This is a genomic window from Mangrovibacterium lignilyticum (genome assembly GCF_010882175.1).
Classification (GTDB): domain Bacteria; phylum Bacteroidota; class Bacteroidia; order Bacteroidales; family Prolixibacteraceae; genus Mangrovibacterium; species Mangrovibacterium lignilyticum.
The window spans coordinates 239,615-266,548 of the sequence record NZ_WKLH01000005.1; the positions used below are offsets into that span (position 1 = coordinate 239,615).

The 26,934-nt window shown below is 41.7% G+C and carries 21 protein-coding genes; 11 read left to right on the top strand and 10 right to left on the bottom strand.

All coding sequences use genetic code 11. The features are described 5' to 3' along the window. Positions 1 to 12: 12 nt before the first annotated feature. The 4 genes from GJV22_RS19855 to GJV22_RS19870 form a co-directional block, all read right to left on the bottom strand. A complete protein-coding gene (locus tag GJV22_RS19855; RefSeq protein ID WP_163717913.1) occupies positions 13 to 1,329 on the bottom strand; it encodes an alpha-L-fucosidase in 1,317 nt (438 codons plus the stop codon). Between the two features lie 145 nt (positions 1,330 to 1,474). Further along, on the bottom strand, positions 1,475 to 2,008 hold the full coding sequence (locus GJV22_RS19860) for an RsmD family RNA methyltransferase (protein ID WP_163717915.1): 534 nt from the start codon (positions 2,006 to 2,008) through the stop codon (positions 1,475 to 1,477). After that, entirely contained in the window at positions 2,005 to 2,829 is an 825-nt protein-coding gene (locus tag GJV22_RS19865; RefSeq protein WP_163717917.1) for a DUF3822 family protein, read from the bottom strand. The genes GJV22_RS19860 and GJV22_RS19865 overlap by 4 nt, the downstream gene beginning before the upstream one ends. Before the next feature lie 9 nt (positions 2,830 to 2,838). Further along, the gene (locus tag GJV22_RS19870) at positions 2,839 to 3,471 is read right to left on the bottom strand and encodes a hypothetical protein (RefSeq protein WP_163717918.1); all 633 of its coding nucleotides are present in this window, start codon (positions 3,469 to 3,471) and stop codon (positions 2,839 to 2,841) included. A gap of 90 nt (positions 3,472 to 3,561) precedes the next feature. On the opposite strand from GJV22_RS19870, the gene GJV22_RS19875 reads away from it, so the two are divergent. Then, positions 3,562 to 4,986 carry an ATP-dependent DNA helicase gene (locus GJV22_RS19875; RefSeq protein ID WP_163717920.1) on the top strand — a complete coding sequence of 475 codons (1,425 nt, stop codon included), beginning with the start codon at positions 3,562 to 3,564 and terminating at the stop codon, positions 4,984 to 4,986. A 438-nt stretch (positions 4,987 to 5,424) separates the two neighbouring features. Here GJV22_RS19875 and GJV22_RS19880 read toward each other — a convergent pair whose 3' ends face one another. From GJV22_RS19880 to rpsA, 4 genes are all read right to left on the bottom strand, one after another. Continuing rightward, the gene (locus GJV22_RS19880) at positions 5,425 to 6,675 is read right to left on the bottom strand and encodes a C1 family peptidase (RefSeq protein WP_205461973.1); all 1,251 of its coding nucleotides are present in this window, start codon (positions 6,673 to 6,675) and stop codon (positions 5,425 to 5,427) included. Positions 6,676 to 6,804: 129 nt separating this feature from the next. After that, positions 6,805 to 7,728 (bottom strand): ribonuclease Z, encoded by a 924-nt coding sequence (locus GJV22_RS19885; protein WP_238480365.1) that lies wholly within the window; start codon positions 7,726 to 7,728, stop codon positions 6,805 to 6,807. Between the two features lie 12 nt (positions 7,729 to 7,740). Then, the gene (locus GJV22_RS19890; RefSeq protein ID WP_163717922.1) at positions 7,741 to 8,094 is read right to left on the bottom strand and encodes an STAS domain-containing protein; all 354 of its coding nucleotides are present in this window, start codon (positions 8,092 to 8,094) and stop codon (positions 7,741 to 7,743) included. A 45-nt stretch (positions 8,095 to 8,139) separates the two neighbouring features. Next, positions 8,140 to 9,987 (bottom strand): 30S ribosomal protein S1, encoded by a 1,848-nt coding sequence (gene rpsA, locus GJV22_RS19895; protein WP_163717924.1) that lies wholly within the window; start codon positions 9,985 to 9,987, stop codon positions 8,140 to 8,142. Positions 9,988 to 10,449: 462 nt separating this feature from the next. On the opposite strand from rpsA, the gene rfbD reads away from it, so the two are divergent. The 9 genes from rfbD (at position 10,450) to GJV22_RS19940 (ending at position 21,257) form a co-directional block, all read left to right on the top strand. After that, on the top strand, positions 10,450 to 11,319 hold the full coding sequence (gene rfbD, locus GJV22_RS19900) for a dTDP-4-dehydrorhamnose reductase (protein ID WP_163717926.1): 870 nt from the start codon (positions 10,450 to 10,452) through the stop codon (positions 11,317 to 11,319). Between the two features lie 81 nt (positions 11,320 to 11,400). Further along, positions 11,401 to 13,146 (top strand): phospho-sugar mutase, encoded by a 1,746-nt coding sequence (locus GJV22_RS19905; protein ID WP_205461974.1) that lies wholly within the window; start codon positions 11,401 to 11,403, stop codon positions 13,144 to 13,146. Positions 13,147 to 13,321: 175 nt separating this feature from the next. Continuing rightward, positions 13,322 to 14,851, top strand: a complete 1,530-nt coding sequence (gene guaA / locus GJV22_RS19910; RefSeq protein WP_163717929.1) for a glutamine-hydrolyzing GMP synthase — start codon at positions 13,322 to 13,324, stop codon at positions 14,849 to 14,851. Between the two features lie 519 nt (positions 14,852 to 15,370). Further along, positions 15,371 to 16,987 (top strand): S41 family peptidase, encoded by a 1,617-nt coding sequence (locus tag GJV22_RS19915; protein WP_163717931.1) that lies wholly within the window; start codon positions 15,371 to 15,373, stop codon positions 16,985 to 16,987. A 3-nt stretch (positions 16,988 to 16,990) separates the two neighbouring features. Continuing rightward, positions 16,991 to 17,602, top strand: coding sequence for a nicotinamide riboside transporter PnuC (pnuC, locus tag GJV22_RS19920; RefSeq protein ID WP_163717933.1), 612 nt, complete (start codon positions 16,991 to 16,993; stop codon positions 17,600 to 17,602). 5 nt (positions 17,603 to 17,607) lie between these two features. Continuing rightward, positions 17,608 to 18,126, top strand: coding sequence for an AAA family ATPase (locus tag GJV22_RS19925; RefSeq protein WP_163717935.1), 519 nt, complete (start codon positions 17,608 to 17,610; stop codon positions 18,124 to 18,126). Positions 18,127 to 18,251: 125 nt separating this feature from the next. Next, entirely contained in the window at positions 18,252 to 19,190 is a 939-nt protein-coding gene (gene cysK / locus GJV22_RS19930) for a cysteine synthase A (RefSeq protein ID WP_163717936.1), read from the top strand. Then, a complete protein-coding gene (locus GJV22_RS19935; RefSeq protein WP_163717938.1) occupies positions 19,180 to 20,109 on the top strand; it encodes a serine O-acetyltransferase in 930 nt (309 codons plus the stop codon). Before cysK ends, GJV22_RS19935 begins: the two co-directional genes overlap by 11 nt. 14 nt (positions 20,110 to 20,123) lie before the next feature. Next, a complete protein-coding gene (locus GJV22_RS19940) occupies positions 20,124 to 21,257 on the top strand; it encodes a THUMP domain-containing class I SAM-dependent RNA methyltransferase (RefSeq protein WP_163717940.1) in 1,134 nt (377 codons plus the stop codon). A gap of 601 nt (positions 21,258 to 21,858) precedes the next feature. On the opposite strand, the gene GJV22_RS19945 is transcribed toward GJV22_RS19940, so the two are convergent. Further along, positions 21,859 to 23,397 carry a tetratricopeptide repeat protein gene (locus GJV22_RS19945; protein ID WP_163717942.1) on the bottom strand — a complete coding sequence of 513 codons (1,539 nt, stop codon included), beginning with the start codon at positions 23,395 to 23,397 and terminating at the stop codon, positions 21,859 to 21,861. Positions 23,398 to 23,731: 334 nt separating this feature from the next. Continuing rightward, a complete protein-coding gene (locus GJV22_RS19950) occupies positions 23,732 to 23,863 on the bottom strand; it encodes a bacteriocin (protein WP_163717944.1) in 132 nt (43 codons plus the stop codon). 104 nt (positions 23,864 to 23,967) lie between these two features. On the opposite strand from GJV22_RS19950, the gene GJV22_RS19955 reads away from it, so the two are divergent. Beyond that, positions 23,968 to 26,889 (top strand): CHAT domain-containing protein, encoded by a 2,922-nt coding sequence (locus GJV22_RS19955; RefSeq protein WP_163717946.1) that lies wholly within the window; start codon positions 23,968 to 23,970, stop codon positions 26,887 to 26,889. The last annotated feature ends 45 nt before the right edge of the window (positions 26,890 to 26,934 follow it).

Below are 26,934 nucleotides of genomic sequence, written 5' to 3' on the forward strand. Positions count from 1 at the left end.
TGCGCAAATTGGCTAGATTGTTATTTCCAAAATCGTATCGATCTTTTGGCGCTTAGTAAATGGAACCTTGAGCAAGGTGCCAAATTCAGTCGTTTCAAATTTTACCTTGGAATTGTCGTCGAAAAAAACGACAGATTTTATTTTGGTATCAAGATTTGGAATCAACAAATTTTCTTCATCCAAATTCAGCACATGAAGGTAGATGGTGTTCCCTTTTCGAGTTGTCGCTCCCCAGTTGGTTGGTTTTATAGGCCCTTTCCGCGTTCCGTAAATTGTCTCTCCATATTTGTCGAGCCACTTTCCCATAACCATCAATGTGTCGATGTTTTCGGGTTGAATTTTTCCATTTGGCATTGGTCCCGTGTTGAGCAAAAAGTTTGCCCCGTAGCCTGATGCTTTGATCATGGTTTGAATGAGTTGTTTGGACGATTTGTAATTCTGGTCTTTCAAATTAAATCCCCAGCTTCCATTCATCGTCTCACACATCTCAATTGGAAGTTCCGATATTGTTCCGGTTTGGTTGAATCCCATGGTGTTCTCACCGGGCAAATCGCGTTCAAACATTTGAAAATCCTCACCGGGTATGGGAGACATGTGGTGGTTGCTCCCAATCATCGCACCGGGCTGAAGTTTATGAATTAGCGAGTAGGTCTCGTCTAAGCGCCAGTCAGCATTTTTTTTGTCCCACATACCGTCAAACCAGATACCGCCAACTTCTCCGTAATTCGTCAGCAACTCAGTTAGCTGGGCATTCATGTAATCGATGTATTTGTTCCATTCGCCACTTTCCGGTCGGCCGGTGAATCCCTTACCGGTATTACCTCGGGGGTAATAATCGGGGTGGTGCCAGTCAAGCTGCGAATAGTAGAAGAATAGTTTTATTCCCTGTTTGTCACATTCATCCTTCAGCATTTTCAGAATATCTTTTCCATAGGGTGAACGCTCCACAATATCATAATCGCTGATTTTAGAGTCGAACATGGCAAAGCCATCGTGATGTTTGCTTGTGATTGTGATATACTTGATGCCTGCCTTTTTAGCCATCAAAACCCATTCGGCTGGATCAAATTCAACAGGATTAAAAAAGCTGGCAAGTCTTTCGTAGTGGTTAATGGGAATTTGCTTTTGATTCATGATCCATTCGGCGACGCCATAATCTCCGCCACCCGCCATAACGGAATAAACGCCCCAGTGAATAAACAGTCCAAACTTGGCGTCCTGAAACCACTCGCGGTTTTCCAGATTTTGAGAAGTTGGTTGATAAACCGTTTGTGCTGTGGAAATACTGATGATCAGCAGAAGCATGAAAAGGAAAATAAATCGTCGCATAATAGTGCTGTTAATTTGGTTTCGGTTCCAAAAGTTAATTTCTAAAATTAGGCTAAAATTCAGAAAACGGGGTGACTACCCACGATTTTCTTGTTCCGGACATGTCGTTTATCCTGTTCTGAATTGCAGAAAACGATGGCCGGAACTATTTTCTGAAGAACGAAAAATGGACGCTGCCGTAGTTTCGAACTTCTACAAACTCGGGACGAGAGGAAAAATTGTGATTTTTGGGGTGTTCGAGAATGAACAATCCATCGGGTTTCAGTAAATCTCCCGAAAGAACCAAATCAGGAACTTCGGCAAATTGTTTGTGGTCGTAGGGCGGATCAGCAAAAATTAAGTCGAAACTCTGATCTGTTTTGCTGCAGTATTGAAAAGCATTGGCTTTAACTGCTTTGATACTTGTTACGCCCAGTTTTTGAATAACCTCAGTGATGAACCGATGATGTTGAAAGTTTAATTCAATCGAGGTAATATCAGGACAGCCGCGCGAAGCAAATTCGAACGAGATACTTCCTGTTCCCGAGAATAAGTCGAGCACTTTTATCGCTTCAAAGTCAATTTGATTTAGAAGGATATTAAACAAGCTCTCTTTAGCCATATCGGTCGTGGGACGGGCCTTGAAACTTTTTCCGGGGTTAAATAACCTTCCTCTGTGTTCTCCACCAACTATTCTCATTCAAAACTATTAAAAAGGTTTACAAAACGGGCATCGGGTAGCTTGTCGAACAGGTAGCTGTAGTGTATTTTCTTCGGATTTGAAAGGATCTCAACCTGTGCGAAATATTGCCGCAGCCGGTGATAGATGGTCGCATGTTTATTGACCATGCCGTCCAATAAAATCAAATCTGGTTCCGAAGCCATATTTTTGACACTTCCCAGGATATAGAAAAGCATGTCGTTTTCACCATCGTAAAAGAAACTGTTATGGAAGTTTAGTCCCATTTCATCAAAACCGATTAGCACCAGGTGTTTCTTAAATACGGTAATCTTTAAAACTTTTTTCGCGTCTAAATGCTCGGGAAATGACAGATTCAGGTCATTTATGAATTCTGCTCCCGGATGCTTTTCCTCCAGGAAATTAGAGATTACCTGTGGAATTTCATATACCGACCAATATTTGGCTGAAGGAATGTATGAGCTTTTTATTTGGCGTTTCTCCAGCGCTTGGAAGGCAACCTGGTGATAGGTGACACAGTCCTCAGCCTGGTAAATTTCATCGGGAACCAATGTTGTACGGTTCGGGGCAACAATAATGATGCGGGTCTTCTTGAACGGTAGTTGCAGCAAATCCGATTCTTCGTAAATCGCTTTTATTCGCTTCAACAGAAACTCGGGTTCGGCTTCAAACAGTTCCTGATGATAAAGGTAGATCACCTTGTTCTGAATGGTGTCGAGTATTGAAAAAGAAAATCCATCCAGACTGAGCTGGATGGATAGCTTATATTCTAGGGTAAAATTAAAATCGAAAGTTTCGTCAACCAGCGATATTCTTTGCATAGTGCATGATTATTCCCAGTTACCCGCGTTGTTGTTAGCTTCAGTTAATGAACCAACTTTCAATCCGGGATATTTATCGTTTGTACGAGCCTTATCGTTCAGGTTGATAACCAATTGACGATCAAGTTTTCTCAATACAGTGTTGTTGTGAACTTTTGCTTCGAAAAGCGGGACGCGGATACCAGATCCTGTTGTCAGGATTGTTGCACCTAAAAAGAATTGAGCAACGGTGTCGGGAACAGGAACATATTTTAATTGTTCTGCATCGTAATCAGCGCCAAACAAGGTGTCGATAACACTAATACGAACTGTATCACGAATAATTTTTCCTTTTTTGATGGCCGTTTCTTCAGTCCATCCAGCTTCGATCATACTATCAGTAAGCATACCAATTTTCCGAACTAAAGGAAGCTCTCCTGTTTTCACAAAATTAATCAGTGTATCCCAGCTACCGGTGAATTGACCGTTAACATCTTTGTATGCCAACTCAGCTTTCCGGATTTCTTTTAAACGCTCAACAACCTTGTCATATCTCTCTTTTTTTGCTTGCTCAAAATCGATTGGTCTTTGAACGCTGTTGTAAATCAAGTAACCAAGAAGGATGGCTATAGCTATAAGTACAATCTGAATTGCTGTCTTCATCTTTGAGTATTTAAGATTAGTTTTTGTTTGCATGCAAATTTATAAAAAAAATTAAATTACAATCCGACCATTACTTTTAATTTAGCCGTGATGTTAAAAAAACACATAGAGAATCAATTAGTCCGGAATTTGGGCTTTGAACCAACAGAAGGACAAAAATACCTGGCTGAGAAGTTAGCCGATTTTATGACGACTGAATCGCATGAATTAATATTTCTGTTAAAGGGCTATGCCGGAACCGGTAAAACAAGTATGGTCAGTGCGTTAGTCAAAACATTGGACGCCTATAAAATACCGACGGTTTTACTGGCTCCGACCGGTCGGGCAGCGAAAGTCCTTTCAACCTATACCGGCAAAAGCGCCTATACGATCCATAAACGAATTTACAGGCAAAAGTCATCGTCGGATGGAATGGGTAGTTTTGCGCTTGATAAGAATTTGTTAAAAAACTGTTTTTTCCTGGTCGACGAGGCCTCTATGATCTCGAATAGCTCGCTGGATGGCTCGGTTTTCGGAACCGGACGCTTGCTCGACGATTTGTACGAGTTTGTTTATTCGGGGCACAATTGCAAGCTCATGCTCGTTGGCGATACCGCTCAGCTTCCACCAGTAGGGATGGAAATCAGTCCGGCATTGGATGCTTCGGAACTGCAAATGTATGGCGTCGATGTAGAAGAAGTGGAGCTGAGAGATGTTGTCCGCCAGGAAATGAACTCAGGTATTCTCTACAATGCGACGGCTTTGCGTGAGTTGATTGCGGAAGACGATTATTTCCAGGACTATTTCCCGATCGAACTGGACGGGTTTGGTGATGTGCACCGGATTGGAGGCGGCGATTTGATCGAGAAAATATCGGAGTGTTACGATCGTTACGGAGAACAGCAAACCATGGTGATTACGCGATCGAATAAACGCGCCAATAAATTTAACCAGGGCATTCGGTCTTCGATATTATACAAGGAAACTGAAATTACGGTTGGCGATTTACTGATGGTTGTCAAGAATAACTATTTCTGGTTGTCGGATGATGAACGGCTGGATTTCATCGCCAATGGTGATATTGTGGAAGTGATGGCAATCCGGGGGTATGAAGAACTGTATGGATACCGGTTCGCTGATGTTAGTTTGAATTTTATCGACTACGACGATTTGGAGATCGATTGCAAAATCTTTCTGGATACCTTAGCCATTGAAACGGCCAGTTTTGGTTCGGAAGATAATCAGAAACTGTTTCATGCGGTTGCCGAAGATTACACGGATATTCGCAGTAAGAAAAAAAGGTGGGAGAAGATTAAAGCGAATCCGCACTTTAACGCCCTGCAGGTGAAATTCGCGTATGCCGTAACCTGTCATAAAGCGCAGGGTGGCCAGTGGGATGCCGTTTTTATCGATCAGGGCTACCTGGTTGAAGACATGCTGAACAAGGAGTTTTTGCGTTGGTTGTACACCGCATTTACCCGTCCGGTGAAAGAACTTTACCTGGTTAATTTCAACAAAGAGTTTTTCGGCGAGTAGAAGCCCGTGTGATTCGGGTTGAAGCGGTTTTGCGAACACCGGGGATAAGCCGTCGATGTACCGGGGTAATCCTTCGATGTACCCCGATGGCCCGTCGAAGTGCCGGGGTAATCCTTCGATGTCCTCGGGTAAACCGTCGATGTCTCCGGATAGTCCTTCGATTTGCCCGGGTAAACTGTCGAAGTGGTCGGGGGATCCTTCGAAGAGCCGGGGTGATTCTTCGAAGAGCCCGGACGATCCTTCGATGTCCACGGATCGTCCTTCGATCTGCAGGGCTAAGCCGGCGATGTAGCCGGGCTGGGGATTTCCGTTCCCGGCTGATCCGGATCTCCGGGGGGGCAAAAACAAGTCATCCCGAACATCGCCACGGATCTTGACTCACGTGGAGGAAGATGCCGAAACAATGGTCGGGATGAAGGTGTCGAAGGCTTTATCAGCCTAGTTGAATTTCTTCAGAATGTCTTTCACCGCATCTTTATGAATGGTGAAGCCCATCATTTTTAGTTTCATATAGTCCTGGCTAAAGAAATAGTAACCAAACTCCGGCGCATTGGGGGCGTTATTGCGCGAGCCCGAACTCGAGTCCTTAATCAGGTACCAGTCTTTGCCGTCCTTGTTGTAATTCTCGACGAAGCCAACCAAATGCATTCCGTGATCGTCGGTTGTGGTTTCGTTGTCGAAACGGAAAGCACGGGCATCTTCATTAATGTATGCTGAAGGAATGTCGAAATCAGGAATCATAGCACATTGGGTATCGCGTAAGAATCCGGCTTCCGAAACATCGCCGCCAATACTCATGGTATAGCCTTCGCGGATGGCTTTTTTCACAATAGCCATATAAACGTCCAACGGAACGTTGTAATAATCGGCATTGTGCCACCAGTTGTCCGGAACAGTGTATTCGACCTGCTGCCAGTAAGGCTTTTGTTTGTACGAAAGGATTTCAACAAAATCGTTCGGATCCAGTTTCAGGTAGTCGGTCATGTAAGTCATGGGCGTGTATGCCTTGCCATCAACCTTGAAACTGGTCGGCGGAACCCCCATATAGTGGTTCATAATCGAAGCAATGGTTTCCAGTGCGGCTTTTTCGTTCCAGCCGTTCGATGTTTTCAAGGCATTCAGGTAGCCCGACATTTCTTCCATCATTTTGCTGTGATCGTGGTATTTGTGCCCGTTTATCAGGCCGGTGTATTCACTTTCAGGCATCAGTCCGTAAGCCAGGGCAATGCGTGCAACCGCATTTCCTTCCGAACCTTCGTCGAACAGGGAGTTGCCGCGCTGTTCAATAAAACGCTGCGCTTTGGCCAGGTATTCATGATAGGCCACATACATTTCCGAAAGTTTCACTTTCTTACCGGTTGTTCTGAAAATTTCAGACTCGTAAAACGACAAGGTTGAGTAGTCCCAGCAGGTTCCGGTATTTCCCTGCGAGATCACCGGGTTAGCCCATTGCCGCTCGTATAAGCTCACGTTGTTCGGAAGGTCGTAACCCGACTGATCCATGGTTAAACGTGTCGCAGCCGGCTCGGCTTCGATTGAATCTTTTACATGACTAATATCTTTCAGGATGGTTTCGTAATAGAAACCCTTGCCATGCGGGTAAGTCTCAATTTTCGCGGCATCTTTGTTTTGGGCCGACAAATTGAGCGAAAGCATCAGTGCGACAATAAATGCCAGTGATTGTCTCATAAATCGAATTATTTAGTTGTTTGTATTGACGAGGTTTGACTTAGTGGTCAACGGTTTTCGTTGGAAGGTCATAAAAGTAGACAAATTGAGGACGTCAAATTATGACTTTTCAACATTCCGGATTGCCAATTACTGAATTTCGTACGTTGAGCTGTCTTCTGCAGCTTGTGTTTCGGGGAAAACGGTTTGTGCTTGTTCCAAAATGATCGTCGAGTTTTTGTAGCGTGCCGAAAAGTGTCCGATCAGTAGTTTTTTAGCATTCGCCGCCTTGGCGATACGAGCAGCCTGAATGCCTGTTGAGTGATTGGTGTCTTTTGCGAGCTTGGCATCTTCTTCGGCAAATGTCGCTTCGTGGTAGAGCAAATCAACCCCGGCAATTGTCGGAATCATGGCTTCGTTGTAGGCCGTGTCTGAACAAAACGCGTAGGAGCGGGGAGCTGGCGCGGGAATCACCAATTCGGCATGTGAAATAGTTTTCCCATATTCCGTTGTGAAATCACCACCGGCTTTAATGGATTTGATTTCCCGAAGCGGGATGTTGTACGCTTTGATCTGCTCTTTAATGATGTTGTCTTCCCGCGGCTGTTCGTCGAAACGGAAGCCACAGCAAGAAATCCGGTGTTTTAACGGAAAGGATGTAACCCGCAGTTTTTTGTCTTCGAGAATAACCTGGGGCTTTTTAAAGTTCAGGGGATGAAAAATGATCGGAAAGCCCGGATCGTTCATTTCCAGAAATTCCAGCTGAAACTTGGTGTATCGTTGCAGTTCGGAATGGGCAAAAATATGCAATTCCGTTTTTCGGCCCTGTAAAACGAGCGTCGAAATCAATCCAATCAGCCCAAAGAAATGATCGCCGTGAAGGTGCGAAATAAAGATGTGATTGATTTTGCTGTAGTTGATCTTGTTTTTGCGCAGCTGGTGTTGGGTACCTTCGCCGCAATCGATCAAAAAAAACCGCCCAAGTACATTGAGCACTTGAGCGGTTGGGTATCTTTCAGAAGTAGGCATTGCTGAACTACTTCCCAGAATTGTTAATTGAAATGGCATCTGCATCCTCAAAGGAAATTATAACTCTCCTTTTTTGACCAGCAACGCTTCCGCTTCGTCTACTGATTTGGTAATCAGTAAGACCGTATGAAGCATGGACAGTCGGATTAGATGTTCCACATCGGGCTGTAAACCACACAGGATAAAAGTTCCAATAGCATCTTCACATAAACGATTGGCAACTAAAATGGAGCTTAAACCCGACGAATCGATGTATTGACACTCACTAACATCTAAAATGATGTTTTTCACATTTTCGTTACCTAATACAACCAGTTCTGATTTCAGATCAGGTGCATTATTCGTATCCAGTTTCGAACTCAGTACTTTAATAACTGAATGGTCTGCCTTTTTTGTTACTTGAAATTCCATGGATGGAAAATTACGAAATTCTGTTGAACAAATAGTCAGTAATTCCTACTTTTCTTTGTTTTCTTCAGCTTCCATCTGAGATTTCAAAGCAGCCAATTCACTAATGTCACCTAAAGTTGTTTTCTCCAGGTTATCTTTTACAGTTTTCACTGCTTTTTTAGTTTGCTTAGCCTGAGCTTTTTTCTCTGCAGTTACTTCAGATCTTTTCTCATCTTCGAATACACGAGAGTGAGAAAGAATGATGCGTTTTGCAGATTTAGAGAACTCAATTACTTTGAAGTCTAATTTTTCGTCCAAGGCAGCTTGTGAACCGTCTTCTTTTACTAAGTGACGAGGAGTTGCGAATCCTTCAACACCGTAAGGAAGAGCGACAGTAGCACCTTTGTCGAATAATTCAACTAAAGTACCTTCGTGGATTGAATCAACAGAGAAGATTGTTTCGAATACATCCCATGGATTTTCTTCCAGTTGTTTGTGGCCTAAGCTTAAACGACGGTTTTCTTTGTCGATATCCAATACAACCACTTCGATTTCAGCACCGATTGATGTGAATTCTGATGGGTGTTTAATTTTCTTAGTCCAGCTCAAGTCTGAAATGTGGATCAAACCGTCAACACCTTCTTCGATTTCAACAAATACACCGAAGTTAGTGAAGTTGCGAACTGTTGCAGCATGTTTTGAACCAACACCGAAACGAGTGTCGATATCTTGCCATGGGTCTTGACGCAGTTGCTTGATACCAAGAGACATTTTGCGTTCTTCGCGGTCCAAAGTCAGGATTTGAGCTTCGATTTCGTCGCCTACTTTCAAGAAGTCCTGAGCTGAACGTAAGTGTTGTGACCAGCTCATTTCTGAAACGTGGATCAAACCTTCTACGCCAGGAGCGATTTCAACAAATGCACCGTAGTCAGCCATAACAACTACTTTACCTTTCACGCTGTCACCAACTTTCAGTTCAGCATCCAGGTTGTCCCATGGGTGAGGAGTCAATTGTTTCAGACCAAGAGCGATACGTTTTTTGTCATCATCAAAGTCAAGGATAACAACGTTCAGTTTTTGATCCAATTCAACGATCTCATTCGGATGAGAAATACGTCCCCAGCTTAAGTCAGTAATGTGGATCAAGCCGTCAACGCCACCCAAGTCGATGAACACACCGTAAGAAGTGATATTTTTAACTGTACCTTCCAGTACTTGACCTTTTTCCAGTTTAGAGATAATCTCTTTTTTCTGTTGTTCAAGTTCTGCTTCGATCAGTGCTTTATGAGATACAACTACGTTACGGAATTCCTGGTTGATTTTAACCACTTTGAATTCCATCGTTTTTCCAACGTAAATATCGTAGTCGCGAATTGGTTTTACGTCGATTTGAGAACCAGGTAAGAATGCTTCAATACCGAATACATCTACAATCATACCACCTTTAGTGCGGCATTTGATATAACCTTTGATAATTTCATCGTTATCCAAAGCTGCATTAACACGATCCCAAGAACGCATTGCACGGGCTTTTTTGTGCGACAAAATCATTTGACCTTTTTTGTCTTCCAGGCTTTCAATATAAACTTCTACTGAATCACCTACTTTAAGGTCCGGGTTGTAACGGAATTCGTTCAAAGAAACGATACCGTCTGATTTGTAACCGATGTCAACAACAACTTCGCGTTTGTTCATCGAGATTACAGTTCCTTCCAACACTTCTTTTTCCTGAACAGTGTTCAGTGTGCTGTCATAAAATTTTTCTAAATCGTTTTGACGCTTACCGGCAAAACCTGTATCTTCCGATTCCAGGGCATCCCAGTCAAAGTCGTCAGTGCTTGCTGTAGCTGTAGCAACTTCGGCTACCGGAGCAAGTTCTTCCTTGGGCTCAAGGTTCTCTGTGTTTTCTACCATCTTTAAAATTCTAATTAATTAATAAGTTAGACATTATATTTTTTCTAATGCGCCGCAAAAGTAGAATTATTCTGTCTGATTACAAAGATTTTGGGGGCTTTTTTAAGGCATTTTACGCAATTGTCGCAGAATGTTTTAGTTTGAAGCGAATTTATTGAGAGATCGTATGATCCTGATCATCTGAAAAGCCTGCTGGGCCCATGTTTTGGAAAATTTATCAAGGATGGATTTCAAACCGTTTTTTAAGTTGCCGGAGAATTATTTGTTGTAAGTTTGGATTGAAAACATTCATTAAGCTATTTTTAACTAATGATTCAAATCAGGTGGCGCGAAAGTCAATTTATAGTTCATTGTTAAAAAAGCACATGTTTTTTCCGGATTTTATTGATTGATTTTATTTAAGCCATATTTTTGAACTCGGGGACGAACGATAATCCCATTCATTCTATTAAAAATTCGTACATGAAAGTATTAGTTACCGGAGCAAATGGACAGTTAGGATCAGAAATTCAATCCAGAGCATCCGAGTTTTCCGGTTTGGAGTTTTTATTTACTGATGTAAATGAACTTGATTTGACAGATTTTAATGCTGTTAAATTGTATTGCGAAAAGGAAAAACCATCCTTTATAATTAATTGTGCTGCTTATACGGCAGTCGATGTGGCTGAAACGGACGGCGAGTTGGCTACTTTAATTAATACCAAGGTGCCGGCATTTCTTGGGAAAATCTCAAAATCTCTGGGTTGTCGGGTTATTCATGTTTCAACCGACTATGTTTTCGATGGGCTGTCCTGTTTGCCTTATGTTGAAACCGACCTGGTTGATCCGGATTCGGTTTACGGCAAAACGAAATTGAATGGGGAAATTGCGTTGGTGAAAGAAGATTCGTCAGCGCTGATTATCCGCACTTCTTGGTTGTATTCAACCTACGGGAAGAACTTCCTGAAAACCATGATTAAATTAGGTGAGGAGCGGGATGAATTGAAAGTTGTTGCCGACCAGGTTGGAACGCCAACTTATGCAGCCGATCTGGCTGATGCTATTTTGACCATTATTGCCAAAACCAAAGCTAATCCTTCGGCTTGGAAAGCAGGAATTTATCATTACTCGAATGAAGGTGTTTGCAGCTGGTACGACTTTGCGAAGGCAATTCACGAAATCTGCAATATCGAATGCAATGTGCACCCGATTACCACTGAAGAGTATCCTACACCGGCCAAAAGACCGGCCTACAGTGTTCTGAATAAATCGAAGATTAAGCGTAATTTTGGTGTCAAAATCCCTTATTGGCGCGACAGTCTGAAACTGTGTATCAGTAAACTTAAAGCTTAATAAATTAGACAGAAGGGAGCGTGTTTTGACAACGAATCTCTTTCACGTATAAAAACTATCAATAATCAAATAATATAACGTATGGCAGCTAACAGCGATGTTTTAGAAATGGTTATCAGTAAAGCTCAGACCTGGTTGAGTGATGTTTATGATGCTGATACAAGAAAGGATGTTCAACGCATGATGGATCAGGATGATAAAACAGAACTGATCGATTCATTTTACAGAGACCTGGAATTTGGTACAGGTGGTTTGCGCGGTATTATGGGCGCAGGTTGTAACAGAATGAATATTTACACCGTTGGGGCAGCCACTCAGGGCTTGAGCAACTACCTGAAAAAAGAATTTGCAGGAAAGGAAATTAAAGTGGCTATTGGTTACGATTGTCGCAACAACAGTCGTTTGTTTGCGGAGAAAAGTGCCGATATCTTTTCAGCCAATGGTATTAAAGTGTACCTGTTCGAAGATTTGCGTCCTACACCTGAGCTTTCATACGCTATTCGCGAGCTGGGTTGTCAAAGCGGTATTATCCTGACGGCTTCGCATAACCCGAAAGAATATAACGGTTACAAAGCATACTGGACAGATGGTTCTCAGATTGTTGGACCACACGATAAAAACATCATCACCGAAGTTCAGAAGGTAAAAGCTGAAGACATTCAGTTTGATAAAAATGAAGCTTTGATTGAAATTTTGGGTGAGGAGATGGACAACAAATTCCTGGCGAAAGTTAAAACTGTTTCAATCGCTCCGGAAATTGTTGCTAAGCACAAAGACCTGAAAATTGTTTATACACCGATCCACGGAACAGGGGTGAAATTAATACCGGCTGCATTAAGAGCATTCGGATTCGAAAATATCATCAACGTACCGGAACAGGATGTGGTTAGCGGCGATTTCCCAACAGTGGTTTCACCTAATCCGGAGGAAACTGCGGCAATGGAAATGGCCATGAAGAAAGGGGCGGAAATTGACGCCGATGTGGTTTTGGCTTCAGATCCGGATGCCGACCGACTTGGAGTGGCTGTTAAGAACGACAAAGGCGAGTTCGTCATTATTAACGGTAACCAAACTGCGTTGCTGTTCATTTACTATATCATTACCAAAATGAAAGAAAGCAATGCGCTCAAAGGGAATGAGTTCATTGTAAAGACAATCGTTTCAACTGAGAAAATAGCAGATATCGCCCGGGTTAACGGAATTGAATATTTCGATGTTTTCACCGGATTTAAATATATCGCCGAAATTATTCGCGACCTCGAAGGTCAAAAGAAATACATCGGTGGTGGAGAAGAAAGCTTTGGTTTTATGCCAGCCGATTTCGTTCGCGACAAAGATGCCGTTTCATCTTGTGCCTTGATGGGAGAGATTGCGGCCTGGGCAAAAGACCAGGGAAAATCCTTGTACGAGCTGATTCAGGATCTTTACCTGGAATACGGTTATTCGAAAGAAAAAATGAAATACATCGTCCGTCCCGGTAAAACAGGCGCTGACGAGATTAAGCAAATGATGGTGAACTTTCGCGCGAACCCTCCAAAAGAATTGGGTGGAAGCAAGTTGAAAATTGTGAAAGATTATGCCGACCTGTCAGAAAAGAATGTTTTGACAGGCGATGTGAAGAAAATCGATCAGAAAATTACAGCCAATGTATTGCAGTTCTTCACCGAAGATGGAACGAAGATTTCGGTTCGTCCTTCAGGTACAGAACCAAAAATTAAATTCTATTTTGAAGTAGCTGCCAAGTTAAGTTCCCGCGCGGAATATGACGCGGTTGAAAAAGCTGCTGAAGATAAGATCGACGCCATCATGGCTGAGTTGGATTTGTAAGAACGTATTCAAATAATTAATCAAAGAGATTGTCTGTTGGGGCAATCTCTTTTGTTTTTAGGTGGATTCGGCTATTCATTTTTTGTTTGTTAATTTCCATTCTGCCAATTTACTAAATCACCGGTCTGATTTAGCGGATTTTTCTATCTTTGCGCTTTCAATAAAAATCAGATTCATGCAAGAGAAAATTCTTATTCTTGACTTTGGTTCCCAGTACACGCAATTGATCGGTAGACGTGTGCGCGAGCTGAATATCTATTGTGAAATTCATCCTTACAACCATTACCCCGAGATCGATGAAACGGTAAAAGGTGTTATTTTAAGTGGTAGCCCGTTTTCCGTTCGCGACGAAAACGCGCCAAAACCGGACTTGTCGGCCATTAAGGGAAAACTGCCGTTGTTGGGTGTTTGCTATGGTGCACAGTACCTGGCTCATTATTTCGGAGGCGAAGTGCTTCCTTCAAACTCGCGGGAATACGGTCGTGCCAATTTGGGATACATTGATCAGGAAAATGAATTATTCAAACACTTGACTTTAAATACCCAGGTTTGGATGTCTCATGGCGATACCATTGAGCGCCTTCCTGAAAGCTATAAAATTATCGCATCGACAGGCGATGTGAAAAACGCCGCTTATAAAATTGACGGGGAATCGACTTACGCGATTCAGTTTCACCCCGAAGTTTACCACACAACCGAAGGAACGCAGTTGCTGAAAAACTTTGCCGTTGATATTTGTGGTTGCGAGCAAGACTGGACACCGGATTCGTTTATCGAAACAACGGTTGCCCAGTTGAAAGAAAAATTAGGCAACGATAAAGTTGTTTTAGGTCTTTCGGGTGGTGTCGATTCGACTGTTGCCGGTGTGTTGCTGCACAAAGCAATCGGCGCAAACCTAACCTGTATTTTTGTTGATAATGGGCTGTTGCGTAAGAATGAATTCGAAGCTGTTTTGGATTCGTACAAGCACATGGGCTTAAATGTCATTGGCGTTGATGCCAAACAAAAATTCTGGGACGACCTGGCCGGAATTACTGATCCGGAGCAAAAACGCAAAGTGATTGGTCGCGACTTTATTGAAGTGTTCGACGTTGAAGCACACAAATTGCAAAATGTAAAATGGTTGGCACAGGGAACAATTTATCCCGATGTGATTGAATCTGTTTCGGTAAACGGACCATCGGCAACCATTAAATCGCACCACAATGTGGGCGGTTTGCCCGAGAAAATGAAACTGAAAGTGGTTGAACCGCTGAACTTGCTGTTTAAAGACGAAGTTCGCCGCGTAGGAAAAGCCTTAGGAATTAACGATGAATTGCTGGGCCGTCATCCATTCCCGGGACCGGGATTGGGCATCCGTATCCTTAGCGATGTGACTCCGGAGAAGGTGCGCATTTTGCAGGAAGCCGATTATATCTTCATCAACGGATTGAAAACAAGTGGCCTGTACAACGATGTATGGCAAGCCGGTGTGATGTTGTTGCCGGTACAGTCGGTTGGTGTCATGGGCGATGAGCGGACTTACGAAAACGTGGTTGCGCTGCGTGCAGTTATGTCTACCGATGGGATGACTGCCGACTGGGTGCACTTACCTTACGAGTTTCTGGCGAAGGTGTCCAACGATATCATCAACAAAGTGCGTGGTATTAACCGCGTGGTTTACGATATCAGCTCGAAACCGCCAGCCACCATCGAATGGGAATAATTCTCGAATAACAGATATTTCAAAAAGGGAGCCGTGTTGGTTCCCTTTTTTTGTTTGCTTGAGAACAATTTCGTTTGCCAGTGTATTGAACCAATAAAGCCGAACACGGAGTCCGGCAGTTCCGCTAAAATTCCTAGGCAAAACCGATGGCAGCAAACTCAAAGATACCAATGGCCTGATCAAAGGTCAGATCCAAATCGATTTCGACCAGTTGGAGATTTTTTTAAACTGATTTTTTCCAGAAGATAGGATCCTTAGATTTAGGATCGAAACACAGCAAATTGGAATCCGCCTCCCCCAATTATCCCGGCATTCTTTGAATGCATTCAAACCGAAATCATGGAGCATTTAACTTTTCTTAGGTTTGAGTTGTTTTGAGTAGAAAGGATATTGTTCTATCTTTAGCTTTCAATGCGGAAATGAGCGTTTACCCATTTCCAGTGCGCTTTGGAAGCACTAAAATGGTTTCATTAATTTATAGGGCTATGGGGGCCCCGATTTTCTTGGGAGGAAATGAAAATGAATAGGAGTTGGAGAATTAAATTTATTGTAAGCACGCTGTTTGCAGCACTTATTTTGTGGGGCGGCCCAACAGTGCAATCGCAGGATGTGCAGTCGAATATGATCAAATTCGGGCGGTTGCTTCGATTGGTCGATAGTTACTATGTCGACTCAACAAATGTTGATAAACTGACCGAAGAAGCCATTGTGGATATCCTGTCGAAGCTGGATCCGCATTCAGTATACATTTCAAAAGAAGAAGTTGAAAAGATGAATGAACCACTTGTCGGAAGTTTTGAAGGCATCGGTATTTCATTCAATATTTTGCGCGATACGCTCATGGTGGTCACGACCATTCCCGGCGGGCCGTCGGAGAAAGTTGGTCTCATGCCCGGCGACCGGATCCTGTTTGTTGACGGTAAACCGATTGGCGGAATCGGACTACAAAACAGCGATGTGATGGACATGCTGCGAGGCGACAAAGGTACCAAAGTTAAGTTGCAGATTCAGCGTAACCGTGGACCCGAGCTGTTGGATTTTACCATTGTTCGCGATAAAATTCCGCTGTATAGTTTAGATGCTTCATATATGTTGAACGACAATACCGGGTACATCAAAATAAACCGTTTTGCAGCGACAACCGGCGACGAGTTTGATAAAGCTTTTGCTGAATTAAAAGAATCGAATAAGCTCCAAAACCTGGTGCTCGACTTGCGCGGTAACGGTGGTGGCTACCTGAAAGAAGCCATTCGGCTGGCCGACCAGTTTTTGGAATCGGACGAGTTAATCGTATACACTGAAGGAACGCACGACCGGCGCAAAGAATACAAATCGACCAGCGTTGGTGATTTCGAAAAAGGCCGTTTGGTGGTCCTGATTGATGAAGGATCTGCTTCGGCCAGCGAAATTGTAACAGGAGCCATTCAGGATTGGGATCGCGGGTTGGTCATTGGCCGTCGCTCGTTCGGAAAAGGGCTGGTGCAACAACCTTTCCCCTTAACCGATGGATCGGTTGTTCGCTTAACCACGGCCCATTATTATACGCCCAGCGGCCGGTGTATTCAAAAACCATACGACGAAGGTGTGACTGCATACCGTCAAGACTATTTGAATCGCTTCGAGAGCGGAGAACTGTTTTCGAAAGACAGTATTCACTTCGACAAAAGCCAGGTTTTTTCAACCATCAACAACAAACGAACAGTGTATGCCGGCGGTGGTATCATGCCCGATATCTTCGTTCCTTTGGACACGACCTCCAACTTTTCGTTCTATAACCAATTGGTTCGACGGAATATCCTGAATTCATCCATACTGACTTATTTGGATGGCAATCGGGAAGAGATTAAGAAAAACTATCCTGAGTTTTCGGCTTATAGCAAGGATTTCGCAATTAACGATGAGTTTGTTGAACAAGTAATTGCTGAGGCAACCAAGGAAAAAATTGACGGTGATGAAGAGAGTATCGCTTTTGCCCGCCCGCTCATTAAACGACTTGGAAAAGCTATGATTGCACGCGATATTTATGGCACCAATTATTATTTTCAGGTGATTAACAAGGACGAGGACATCATAAAAAAAGCAATAGAAGTTTTGGAAGATGCTTCTAAATACGACGATATTCTGGCAGATAATTAAACGATGATTGATTCTATTTTAAGTTGGCTGATTGCCAATTGGGTTGAAGTTTCCGGGACCGTTTTAGGTCTTATTTATATCTTTCTTTCGATCAAACAAAACATTTATACATGGCCGGTGGGATTACTCGCATCGGCTTTGTATGTCTATGTGTTTTTTGTTGCCAAGTTTTATGCCGATATGGCCTTGCAGGTTTATTATGTGCTGGTTAGTTTGTATGGCTGGTATTTTTGGTTGAAAGGGAATGCAGCCAGCGATTCGCAATTACACGTAAGCTCAACTCCTCGAAAAATATGGCTTTGGCTGATTTTTGCCAGCGTTGTATTTTTCATGTTGATCGAGTTTGTACTCAAAAATTATACTGATTCACCGGTTCCGGTGGGCGACGCTTTAACAACCTCCTTAAGCTTGGTCGCTACCTGGATGCTTGCCCGAAAATACCTGGAACATTGGTTGATTTGGATTTTTGTAGACTTTTTCTCAGCGGCATTGTATGCTATAAAGGGATTATGGCCAACGGTTGTTTTATTTTTAGTTTATACAGCCATGGCGCTTGTCGGCTACATGAAATGGCGAAATGAATTGAAGGTCCTGCAAATTCAATCGATCAAATAGCACCGATGAAAAAACTAATCGTTCTAACAGGGCCGGAGTCTACCGCCAAAAGCACACTTTCCAAACAGTTGGCGAATCATTTTGGAGGAAGAGATTTCCCGGAATTCGCGCGAAATTACCTGTCCGGAAAAACCGGTGAATACGGTTATGAAGATGTCGAAGCTATTACACGGGGGCAACTGGCCCAATACGATGAAGCAATGGCTGATAAGGCCGAATACCAGTTTTTTGATACCTGGCTGATTGTCACAAAGGTTTGGTTCGACTGGGTGTATAAGCGACAACCGCTATGGCTCGAACCCGCTATTACGGACCATCCCGTCAATTTGTATTTGTTGTGTAAACCCGATATTCCCTGGGAACCGGATCCGCTTCGAGAAAACGGGGGAGAAGTGCGCAGTAAGCTTTACGACATTTATAAACAGGAATTTCAAAAGCGAAATCTGTCTTTTCTCGAAATAGGAGGTGAGGGTGATGATCGCTTAAAAAATGCGATTGATGCGATAAATAACTTCCGTTTTTAGCTTTTTGCACGATCGAATATTTGCTTATCAAGGGGAAAAAGATGACTTTTGTTAGGAGTGCCGGAGTTTTTTAGTTCAGCTAAACTCCGGACAATTGAATCTAAAATCATTTCAATTTTATTATTATGAAAATTGCATCTGACGTATTACAGCTTATTGGGAATACACCATTGGTCAAATTGAACAAGATGGCAGAAGGTTGTTGTGCTCACGTGTATCTCAAGTTGGAATCACAAAATCCAGGAGGATCGGTTAAGGATCGCCTTTCGATTGCGATGATCACTGCCGCCGAAGAGCAAAAGTTGATTAATCAGGATACGGTAATCATTGAGCCGACAAGTGGAAATACCGGAATTGGGTTGGCGGTGGTCTGTGCTGTTCGGGGTTATAAGCTTAAAATTGTAATGCCTGAAAGCGTATCAGTTGAAAGACGGATGTTGTTGAATGCATATGGAGCCGAGCTTGTTTTGACAACCGCAAAAGGCGGCATGAAGGAGGCTATAGGCAAAGCAAATGAGCTGGCAGCTGAGAACGAGAATTCGTTTATCCCTATGCAGTTTGAAAATCCGGCTAATGTTGAAATGCACCGCAGAACAACGGCTCAGGAAATTTGGAATGATACAGACGGAAAAGTTGATTTGTTTGTGGCCGGAGCCGGAACAGGTGGTACAATTACAGGTGTGTCTGAAGCTTTGAAAGAATTGAAGCCATCGGTTTACACGATCGTTGTGGAACCGGCTTTTTCAGCAATTCTTTCCGGCAATCCACCGGGACCTCATAAGATACAGGGAATTGGCCCCGGATTTATTCCAGGAGTGCTTAACACACAATCATATGATGAAGTCTTTCCGGTCGAAGACCAGGTCGCTTTTGAGACGGCACGCCAACTGGCAAAGCAGGAAGGTGTGTTATGTGGAATATCTTCAGGAGCAAATGTGTACGCTGCGCTTCAAATAGCTAAGCGAGAGGAAAACCGGGATAAGCATCTGGTTGTTATTATTTGCGACACAGGAGAAAGATATTTAAGTACAACCTTATTTAACGACGAAACAAATGCAATCTGATAATTCTATTTTAGCTAAAATAAACCAAACAGTGGAGTTGTTGGCCGACGCTAATTCATACAACTCAGTTTGCCGCGAACATCGTTTGGGAGAACCGGTTCCATCTTCAGAGAAGCTGGGAAACATCGTCAACATGGTTCGGGAAATTCTGTTCCCCGGATTCTTCGGAAATACAAGTCTTCGACCCAATACTGTGCGTCACTATATGGGCGTGTATCTGGACGAACTTTTCACCTTGTTATGCGAGCAAATTATGGCTGGTTTGTGCTTCGAATGCGAGAATCGCGAAAAGGTAGATTTTAAAGAACAGGAACATCATGCCCGTAGTTTGGCGGCTGATTTTATCGCCTTTTTACCTGAAATTCGTCGCATTTTAGTAACCGACGTTGAAGCCGCATTTGTAGGTGACCCGGCAGCAAAAAGCCGCGGTGAGGTTATTTATTGTTATCCGGCTGTTCGGGCTATTTCGAACTACCGGATTGCACACCGGCTGATGCAACTGGGTGTTCCGCTCATTCCGCGGATCATAGCTGAGATGGCGCATTCTGAAACAGGTATTGACATTCACCCCAAAGCCGAAATTGGTGAATCGTTTACGATTGACCATGGAACGGGGGTTGTAATTGGTTCGACTTGTATTATTGGTAAAAATGTTAAGCTTTATCAAGGGGTAACGCTCGGGGCCAAGAGCTTCCCGTTAGACGAACATGGCAATCCGATTAAAGGCGTGCCGCGTCATCCAATAGTGGAAGATAATGTGATTATTTATGCCCAGGCAACCATCCTCGGACGTATTCGCATTGGGCGCGATTCGGTGATTGGTGGTAACGTTTGGGTAACCAATAATGTCGCACCAAATTCAAAAGTTCTTCAATTTAAAGCTCGCGAATCATCATTTAGAGACGGTGCGGGAATATAACTTATAACAAAATAATGATTGAAACTTATCAGTTGGTTGCTACAACTTACGCTGGGCTTGAAGAAGTATTGGCTCAAGAGTTGTTCAACCTGCAGGCAGATGATGTTCAGCCCGCTCGCCGGGCTGTTTATTTTACCGGAGATCTGGGAATGATTTACCGGGCTAATTATTCGTTGCGAACAGCATTGAAGGTGTTGGTGAATATTCGCGACTTTAAAATATTGAAGGTTGACGATTTGTATCACCAGGCCCTGAAAATTAAATGGGAAGAGTATTTTGATTCCGATAAAACCTTTGCGGTTCAAAGCGTTGTTTTTAGCGATCTGTTTCAGAATTCGATGTTTGCATCATTGAAATTGAAGGATGCGATTGTTGATCGTTTTCGCAAGGCGGGACAAAATCGCCCATCAGTTGACACCCGTAATCCACAGGTTGTCGTGAATTTGCATATTGCGAATAATGCCTGTACGATTTCGTTGGACAGCAGTGGTGAATCACTTCACAAGCGTGGCTACCGAACCGGCCGTCATGAAGCACCAATCAGTGAAGTGCTGGCTGCAGGAATGCTAAAATTGGCCGGTTGGGATGGCTCTGAGTCCCTGACCGATCCGATGTGTGGTTCCGGTACAATTGTGATTGAAGCTGCTATGTTGGCTAAAAATATCCTTCCCGGAGAAGTCGGACGAGCTTATTCATTTCAACATTGGAAGAATTTTTCGACAAAGCTATATGAACAAGTTACGGACTTGAAAGACCATAAGGAAGTCGACTTCAAAATTTACGGATCTGATATTGACCGGCGAAATGTAGATGTTGCAGCCAAGCATGCAGAGAAGGCAGATGTCGATGATATTATTAGTCTTAAGGTTATCGACTTTAAAGCCTTGGATAAAAAGGCAGATTCTGATTTTCTGATCTTTAATCCTCCCTATGGGGAAAGGCTCCAATCCGGTGATGAAGCTTTGTACAATATGATCGGTGAGAAATTGAAACATGGTTTTCAAAATTCTATTGCCTGGATTATATCGACAAACGAATGTTTAAAATCCTTGGGATTGAAGCCAGCTAAAAAGATTCCATTGTATAATGGTTCTTTGTCTTGCAGTTTCAGGAAATACGAATTGTATCGCGGTTCAAAGAAAAATTAGGATTGCTTTATTGAGTTGTCCCCAAAGCAGGAGGACAACATTGAATCATATTAAATGAAGCCGTTCAGGAATGCCTGAGCGGCTTTTTCATTGTCAGATATCAGCTTAAGGATGATCAGTTTCGTCGAATTTTCTGTCGTTGGATTGTGATAGCAGACTTATTGGTTGCCTGGTTTTAGATGGTGTACTCAATCTTCTTAAAGCGATTGATTTCAGTTAAGCATCTGTATATTATTTATGGCCAAAGAGCAGAGAGAACCAATTCCCCAGATTCGTTTGTAAGCAGCTGATGTTCCGTTGATGTATCCTGCTATACTACCTGGTCGATTATGGGATTCGTTCGTTTCGGTTTCGGAATGTCATAAACAAAGCAAGCCCGGAAACCGAGCTTGCTTATAGCCATTATTTTGAAAACTTTTATTTGCAAAAGGAAGGGTATTCGAAATTATTTTGTTTGAACAGAACGGATAATTAGGAATCTAATTTTGAATACCGGGTGATTTTTTGCGTAACTAACGTTGGATAATTTGAACTAAGGAACTAAGGATTTGTCAGTATTAACGCTTAAATCTTTATTTGCTAATGTATCTTGAAATTTCTTTTATTCTATATCTGTTATTTTGCGAAGTACTGCTGATGCTTTTTCACTGTAGTAACCATTGTTTTCAGCAATCCTTTGTAGTTGTTTAAATGCTTTTCTTCTGTTATCATTCTGAAGGTAGCATAAGGCGGTGTACCATTCAGCTTGTTCCATGAAGAGGTTATTCTTTGCTTTAATTACTTCATTATAAGATGATATTGCTTGGTTGAATTCGCCTAGTCCCTGGTAAGACATACCTTGGTAGAAATTACCAACCGGGTTGCTTGAATCTGACTGCAATACTTCATTGAATAGTTGTACCGCTTCAGCGTAATTTGCTTCGTTATACTTGTGTAGTGCAATACTTATTTTGCTATCCAGATTACTGTTATTCGACCGGAAGATACCTGTTGCTTCGTAAGGCCTGAAGAATTCACTATAAAGTTCTCGTTCATTAGCTACTTGATGCCTGCTCAAAAGACTTGTAATACTTATCAACAGTATCAGTGAGGCAGCAATCGTTGCAACAGCAATCCGTGAATTCGGGATTCGTGCGATGAAAGATCTTTCTTTGCGTTTTTCCTTGATGATATCTTTGCTGATTCGGTCAAGTTTGTCTCGCAGACCCATCACATCTTTTTCTTCCAGGGCAGAATCAATCTCCTTAAAGAGTTCAAGTTCTGCAACTAAATCCGGATTGTTTGAAAGTTCTGACTCGAATGAGGCCAATTCGTCTTCAGAAAGCTCCATGTTCAGGAACTGATCAATTTCCTCAACTTTTCGTGATGTGGACGCTTCGGTCTGTTGGATAGAAGCCAGGTTAGCTCGTAGATCCATAATGTCAGTTTCTCCAATGGCCTGATCAACTTCGCGGTATAATCCAATGTCGTGCATTAAACCTTCATTGACAGCTAGTTCATTTTCGAAATCTTTCAATAAGTCAGCATCTAATTCTTGATTAATGTACTGGTCAATTTTGTCTGAACTGAACTCGTGTGCTGGTAAATTAGTTGCGATTTGTTGCAGATTAGCTCGCAAATCAGCCACATCTTTCTCTGCCATTGCTACTTGTACTTCAGCAAAGATAGCTTCATCGAAAGGAGTAAGTTCAAATTCTTCGTCAGTGGAATTGCTTTCTTCAAGTTGTTCTTTGTAAAACTGATGAATGTTTTCTTTTTCAGCGATTTTATGCTGTGCCAGATGTAATTTGGGTAAGCTCTGACCAAAGTTGATAATATCGTTGATATTGACCGGTGACTTGAATTCTTTGAAAGACGACAAATCTTCTGATAACTCGAAACTGTAACTTTCACTTTCAGCAACTATCAATTCGTCGAATTCTTCTTCAGACTCTTGATCCATAATGGCTTGCAAGTTGCTTCGTAATTCAGTTATGTCTGTTTCCTGAATGGCTGCTTCTATTGCCTGGTGAAGTTCCAGTTCTTCTTCAACCTCTGGGTTGATCGCCATTTCAGCATTGAATTCCCTTAACTCGTCGCCGGTCAACTCCTGGCTAAGGTACTTGTCAATGTATTCGGTTATATTTGATTTGCGTATCATCTTTCTTTAATTTTTCTTTTTTAAGCACACAAAGAACAATCTTAAATAGATTCGTGGAATTAATTATTGCTTTGTCAAACTATCAGTATGAATAATTATGATTCAAATGTCGAATAAATTTTGACAATAAATTCCAGCAAAATTCAGTAAATCTTAAGAGATGTGAGACAGTGATAAAATTATCGTAATAAGTTTAGGCTGTTGTTATCTGAAGAATTTTTTTTTCACTTAGCTGAAATAATCAATTGCTTTGCTTTTAGAATAATTGATTGTCTGACAGATTTTTAGTGAATGTTCTTTTCGAACTTTAGCCTACGATAATAGCGGTTTTTTACTAGTCAAGGTCTTCAACGTAAAGATCCAAGTCTCTACTTATTCCACCTTTTACTGAGTTTAATTCTTCTTTAGTTAATACTTCGAATGAATCAAAAATGTTTTTTTCGTTGTTAGCAAATAAAGTTTTCATTACTTTTAAATTTTAATGGTTACTACTTAGAAATCCTTAATTATCCTTGTTCGATGGTTTATCCGAGAATAAGGAAAAAGGTAACCCCAGCAAAAGAGAGAAAAATGAATAAAATAATTCGACTAACATGTAAGTGCAATATATACAGATACTTGAAGATGGTATTTTTTTTTCATTTTTTCATTTTTTCATTTCAATCTAGCTCACAAGATCTAAAATCATTAGATGGTATACCTGATAGTATCAAAGCAATCCAGTATAATAAGAAGGGGATCAATGCGGCGCGCCTTGGTGATTTTGAGCTAGCCAGAAATTACTTTTACAGATTAAAGACAATAAGAGAAAAGCAATTTGGTCGTTATTCGCACCGATTGGCGGGTACTTTAATTAATATAGGAATTCAGAATAAAAATTTAGGGAATTATGAAGGGGCGATAGATAATTATTTACAGGCTGAGCGATTATACATTGGTGAGTACTCAGTCGGTTATCCTAGATTAGGTTTTGTATATGTAAACCTGGGGACTATCTATAAATTAAAGGGGGACTACTTAAAGAATTATGAATATCAACAAAGTGCGTTAAGAGTTTTCAATGAAGACTGGCAAAATTATAAAGATGCGATCACAACTACTCAATATAACATTGCAGAAGCTTTATACTTATTAAAAAGGTATTCAGAGGCCATCCGTGTTTGTAATGAAAATATCAATACCGTCCAAGCAGATATAAAATCGTATTACACAGGTTTGTTAGCTCGAATTTATGTAGAGCTTGCAGATGATAAATTGGCAAAGCAATATTATCAGGAGACTTTTAGTATTTTGAAAAAAACAGTTGGAGTTAGTAGCTACGATTTAGGGTTAGAATACAATGATTACGTTAAATTATTACTATCTACTAAAAGTTATGAGGAAATACCTCATTATAATGACATCTCAGAAGAGATTATTTCGAAATACTTTTCTCAACGAAGTACTCAGTATGCATCGGTCATGATCAATTATGCTGATTATTATTCTTTGCGATTTTCTGAAGCAAGCTATCTGTCAGACTTTAATATGAAGAAGCAAGAGGACTTGATGAAGGCGCTGAATTATTATCAGAAAGCTATAATTGCAGCAACAAGTACTTTTAATAATACGGATCCAAATACAAATCCCGGAATTGAAGAAGCAGTTTCGGAACTGCAATTACTGGAGATTCTGAAAAAGAAATCGCTATGCTTCTCTGCAATTGGGGATTTAAAACTCAACATAAATAAAAAGCCAGAGGCGATTGCTTATTATAAATCTGGTTTGGAAGCCATCCAAATGGCGATTGAATTAGTTCATCAAATTCGCACTGGTTTTGTGTCGGAAGATAGCCGTCTTTTCCTTTCCGAAAATCAGCAATCAACTTTTGTCGAAGCAGTCAACCTTTGCTACAAACTATATAATCAAACAAATGAAGACCAGTATGTGAGTAAGGGCTTTGAATTAACAGAGAAAAGCAAATCTGCCAGTTTCCTGGCTGCGGTTAAAGATTCCCGGGCAAAACAGTTTGGTGGCATTCCTGATAGTTTGCAGAACAAAGAAGATGTGTTGAAAATTAATATCTCTAATTATAAGCAAATGTTGTACGAAGAGAGTCAACAGGAAGAGCCGGACTCTGTAAAGGTTGCCTTATATAATAGTAAGATTTTTAATTATACAGAAAAATATACACAATTGGTTCAATTGCTTGAAGACTCTTTCCCCAAGTACTATTCCTTTAAATATGCTGATGAAGTTGTTAGTTTGGATCAGATTCGGGAGCGAATCCGGAATCGTGATGCGATTGTTGAATATTTAATTGATGAACCTGATGGACACAAATATTCCGGGAATTTATTCCGGTTTGTGATCACTAACGATCAATTCAGTTTTTCGAAGATTTCAATAGATACTACATTCACGAAAAGAATCGAAGATGTCTATCAATTTTTAACGAGCTCCGACTATCAATACACGGATAAGACAGACTATCAGAATTACGTGTTGTCGTCCTATCAATTGTATGATGATTTATTTGGTAAAATGGAGCAGGACCTGGAGGGGAAGAATTTGGTGGTGATACCGGATGATAAACTTGCTTATATTCCCTTTGATGCCTTATTGTATGAAATGCCGGATACTGCGGCGATGAATTTTAGAAATTTACCCTACCTGATTCGGAAACACTCGATTAGTTACACCTATTCAACCACCTTGCTCTTTGACTATTTTGAGAAAGAGAAAAAGGCGGATAAAAGATTGTTGGCTTTTGCTCCGAGCTATGATAATGACGACCGTGATTATAACGAAGTAGCTGAATTCAGGGCAGGACTGCTGCCTCTACAAGCTGTAGACAAAGAAGTGGAGTATATTAACCAGTTTATGGCTGGTGATATCTTTAAGGATTCCTTGGCTCAGGAAAGTCGCTTCAAAGCGTTGGCAAAAGATTATGATGTACTCCACCTGGCCATGCACACGATAATGAATGATACCTTGCCAATGTATTCAAAATTGGCGTTTGCAAAGCCTTTGAGTGATGGAACTGATGATGGCTGGCTAAATACCAGCGAGATATACAATATGCAGTTGAACGCTCGTATGGCAGTTTTGAGCGCTTGTAATACCGGAAGCGGAAAGATGCAAAAAGGGGAAGGAGTGATGAGTTTGGCACGAGGATTTTTATATGCCGGATGTCCTTCTATAATAATGACGCTTTGGGAAGTTGAAGACGAGTCGGGGGCTAATATCATGCGCGATTTTTACCGCTTCCTTTCCAGTGGGAAAAATAAAGCTGACGCATTGCGACTTGCTAAACTTGCGCACATCGAAAACGCGGATCCGTTAAAAGCTCATCCTCATTTTTGGCTCGCGTATGTCGCTGTTGGAAATACTTCTCCACTATATGCAGGAAAGGATTTGTATTTTATCGGAATAGTGCTTTTGATTATAATTGGGATTTTGGTCGATCAGTTTAGGCGCAGAAAAAAGCATACCAAGAGAAGCAAGGCATAAATTGATCCGTTACCAATATTTCAGATATAAGATTGACTCCGCAAG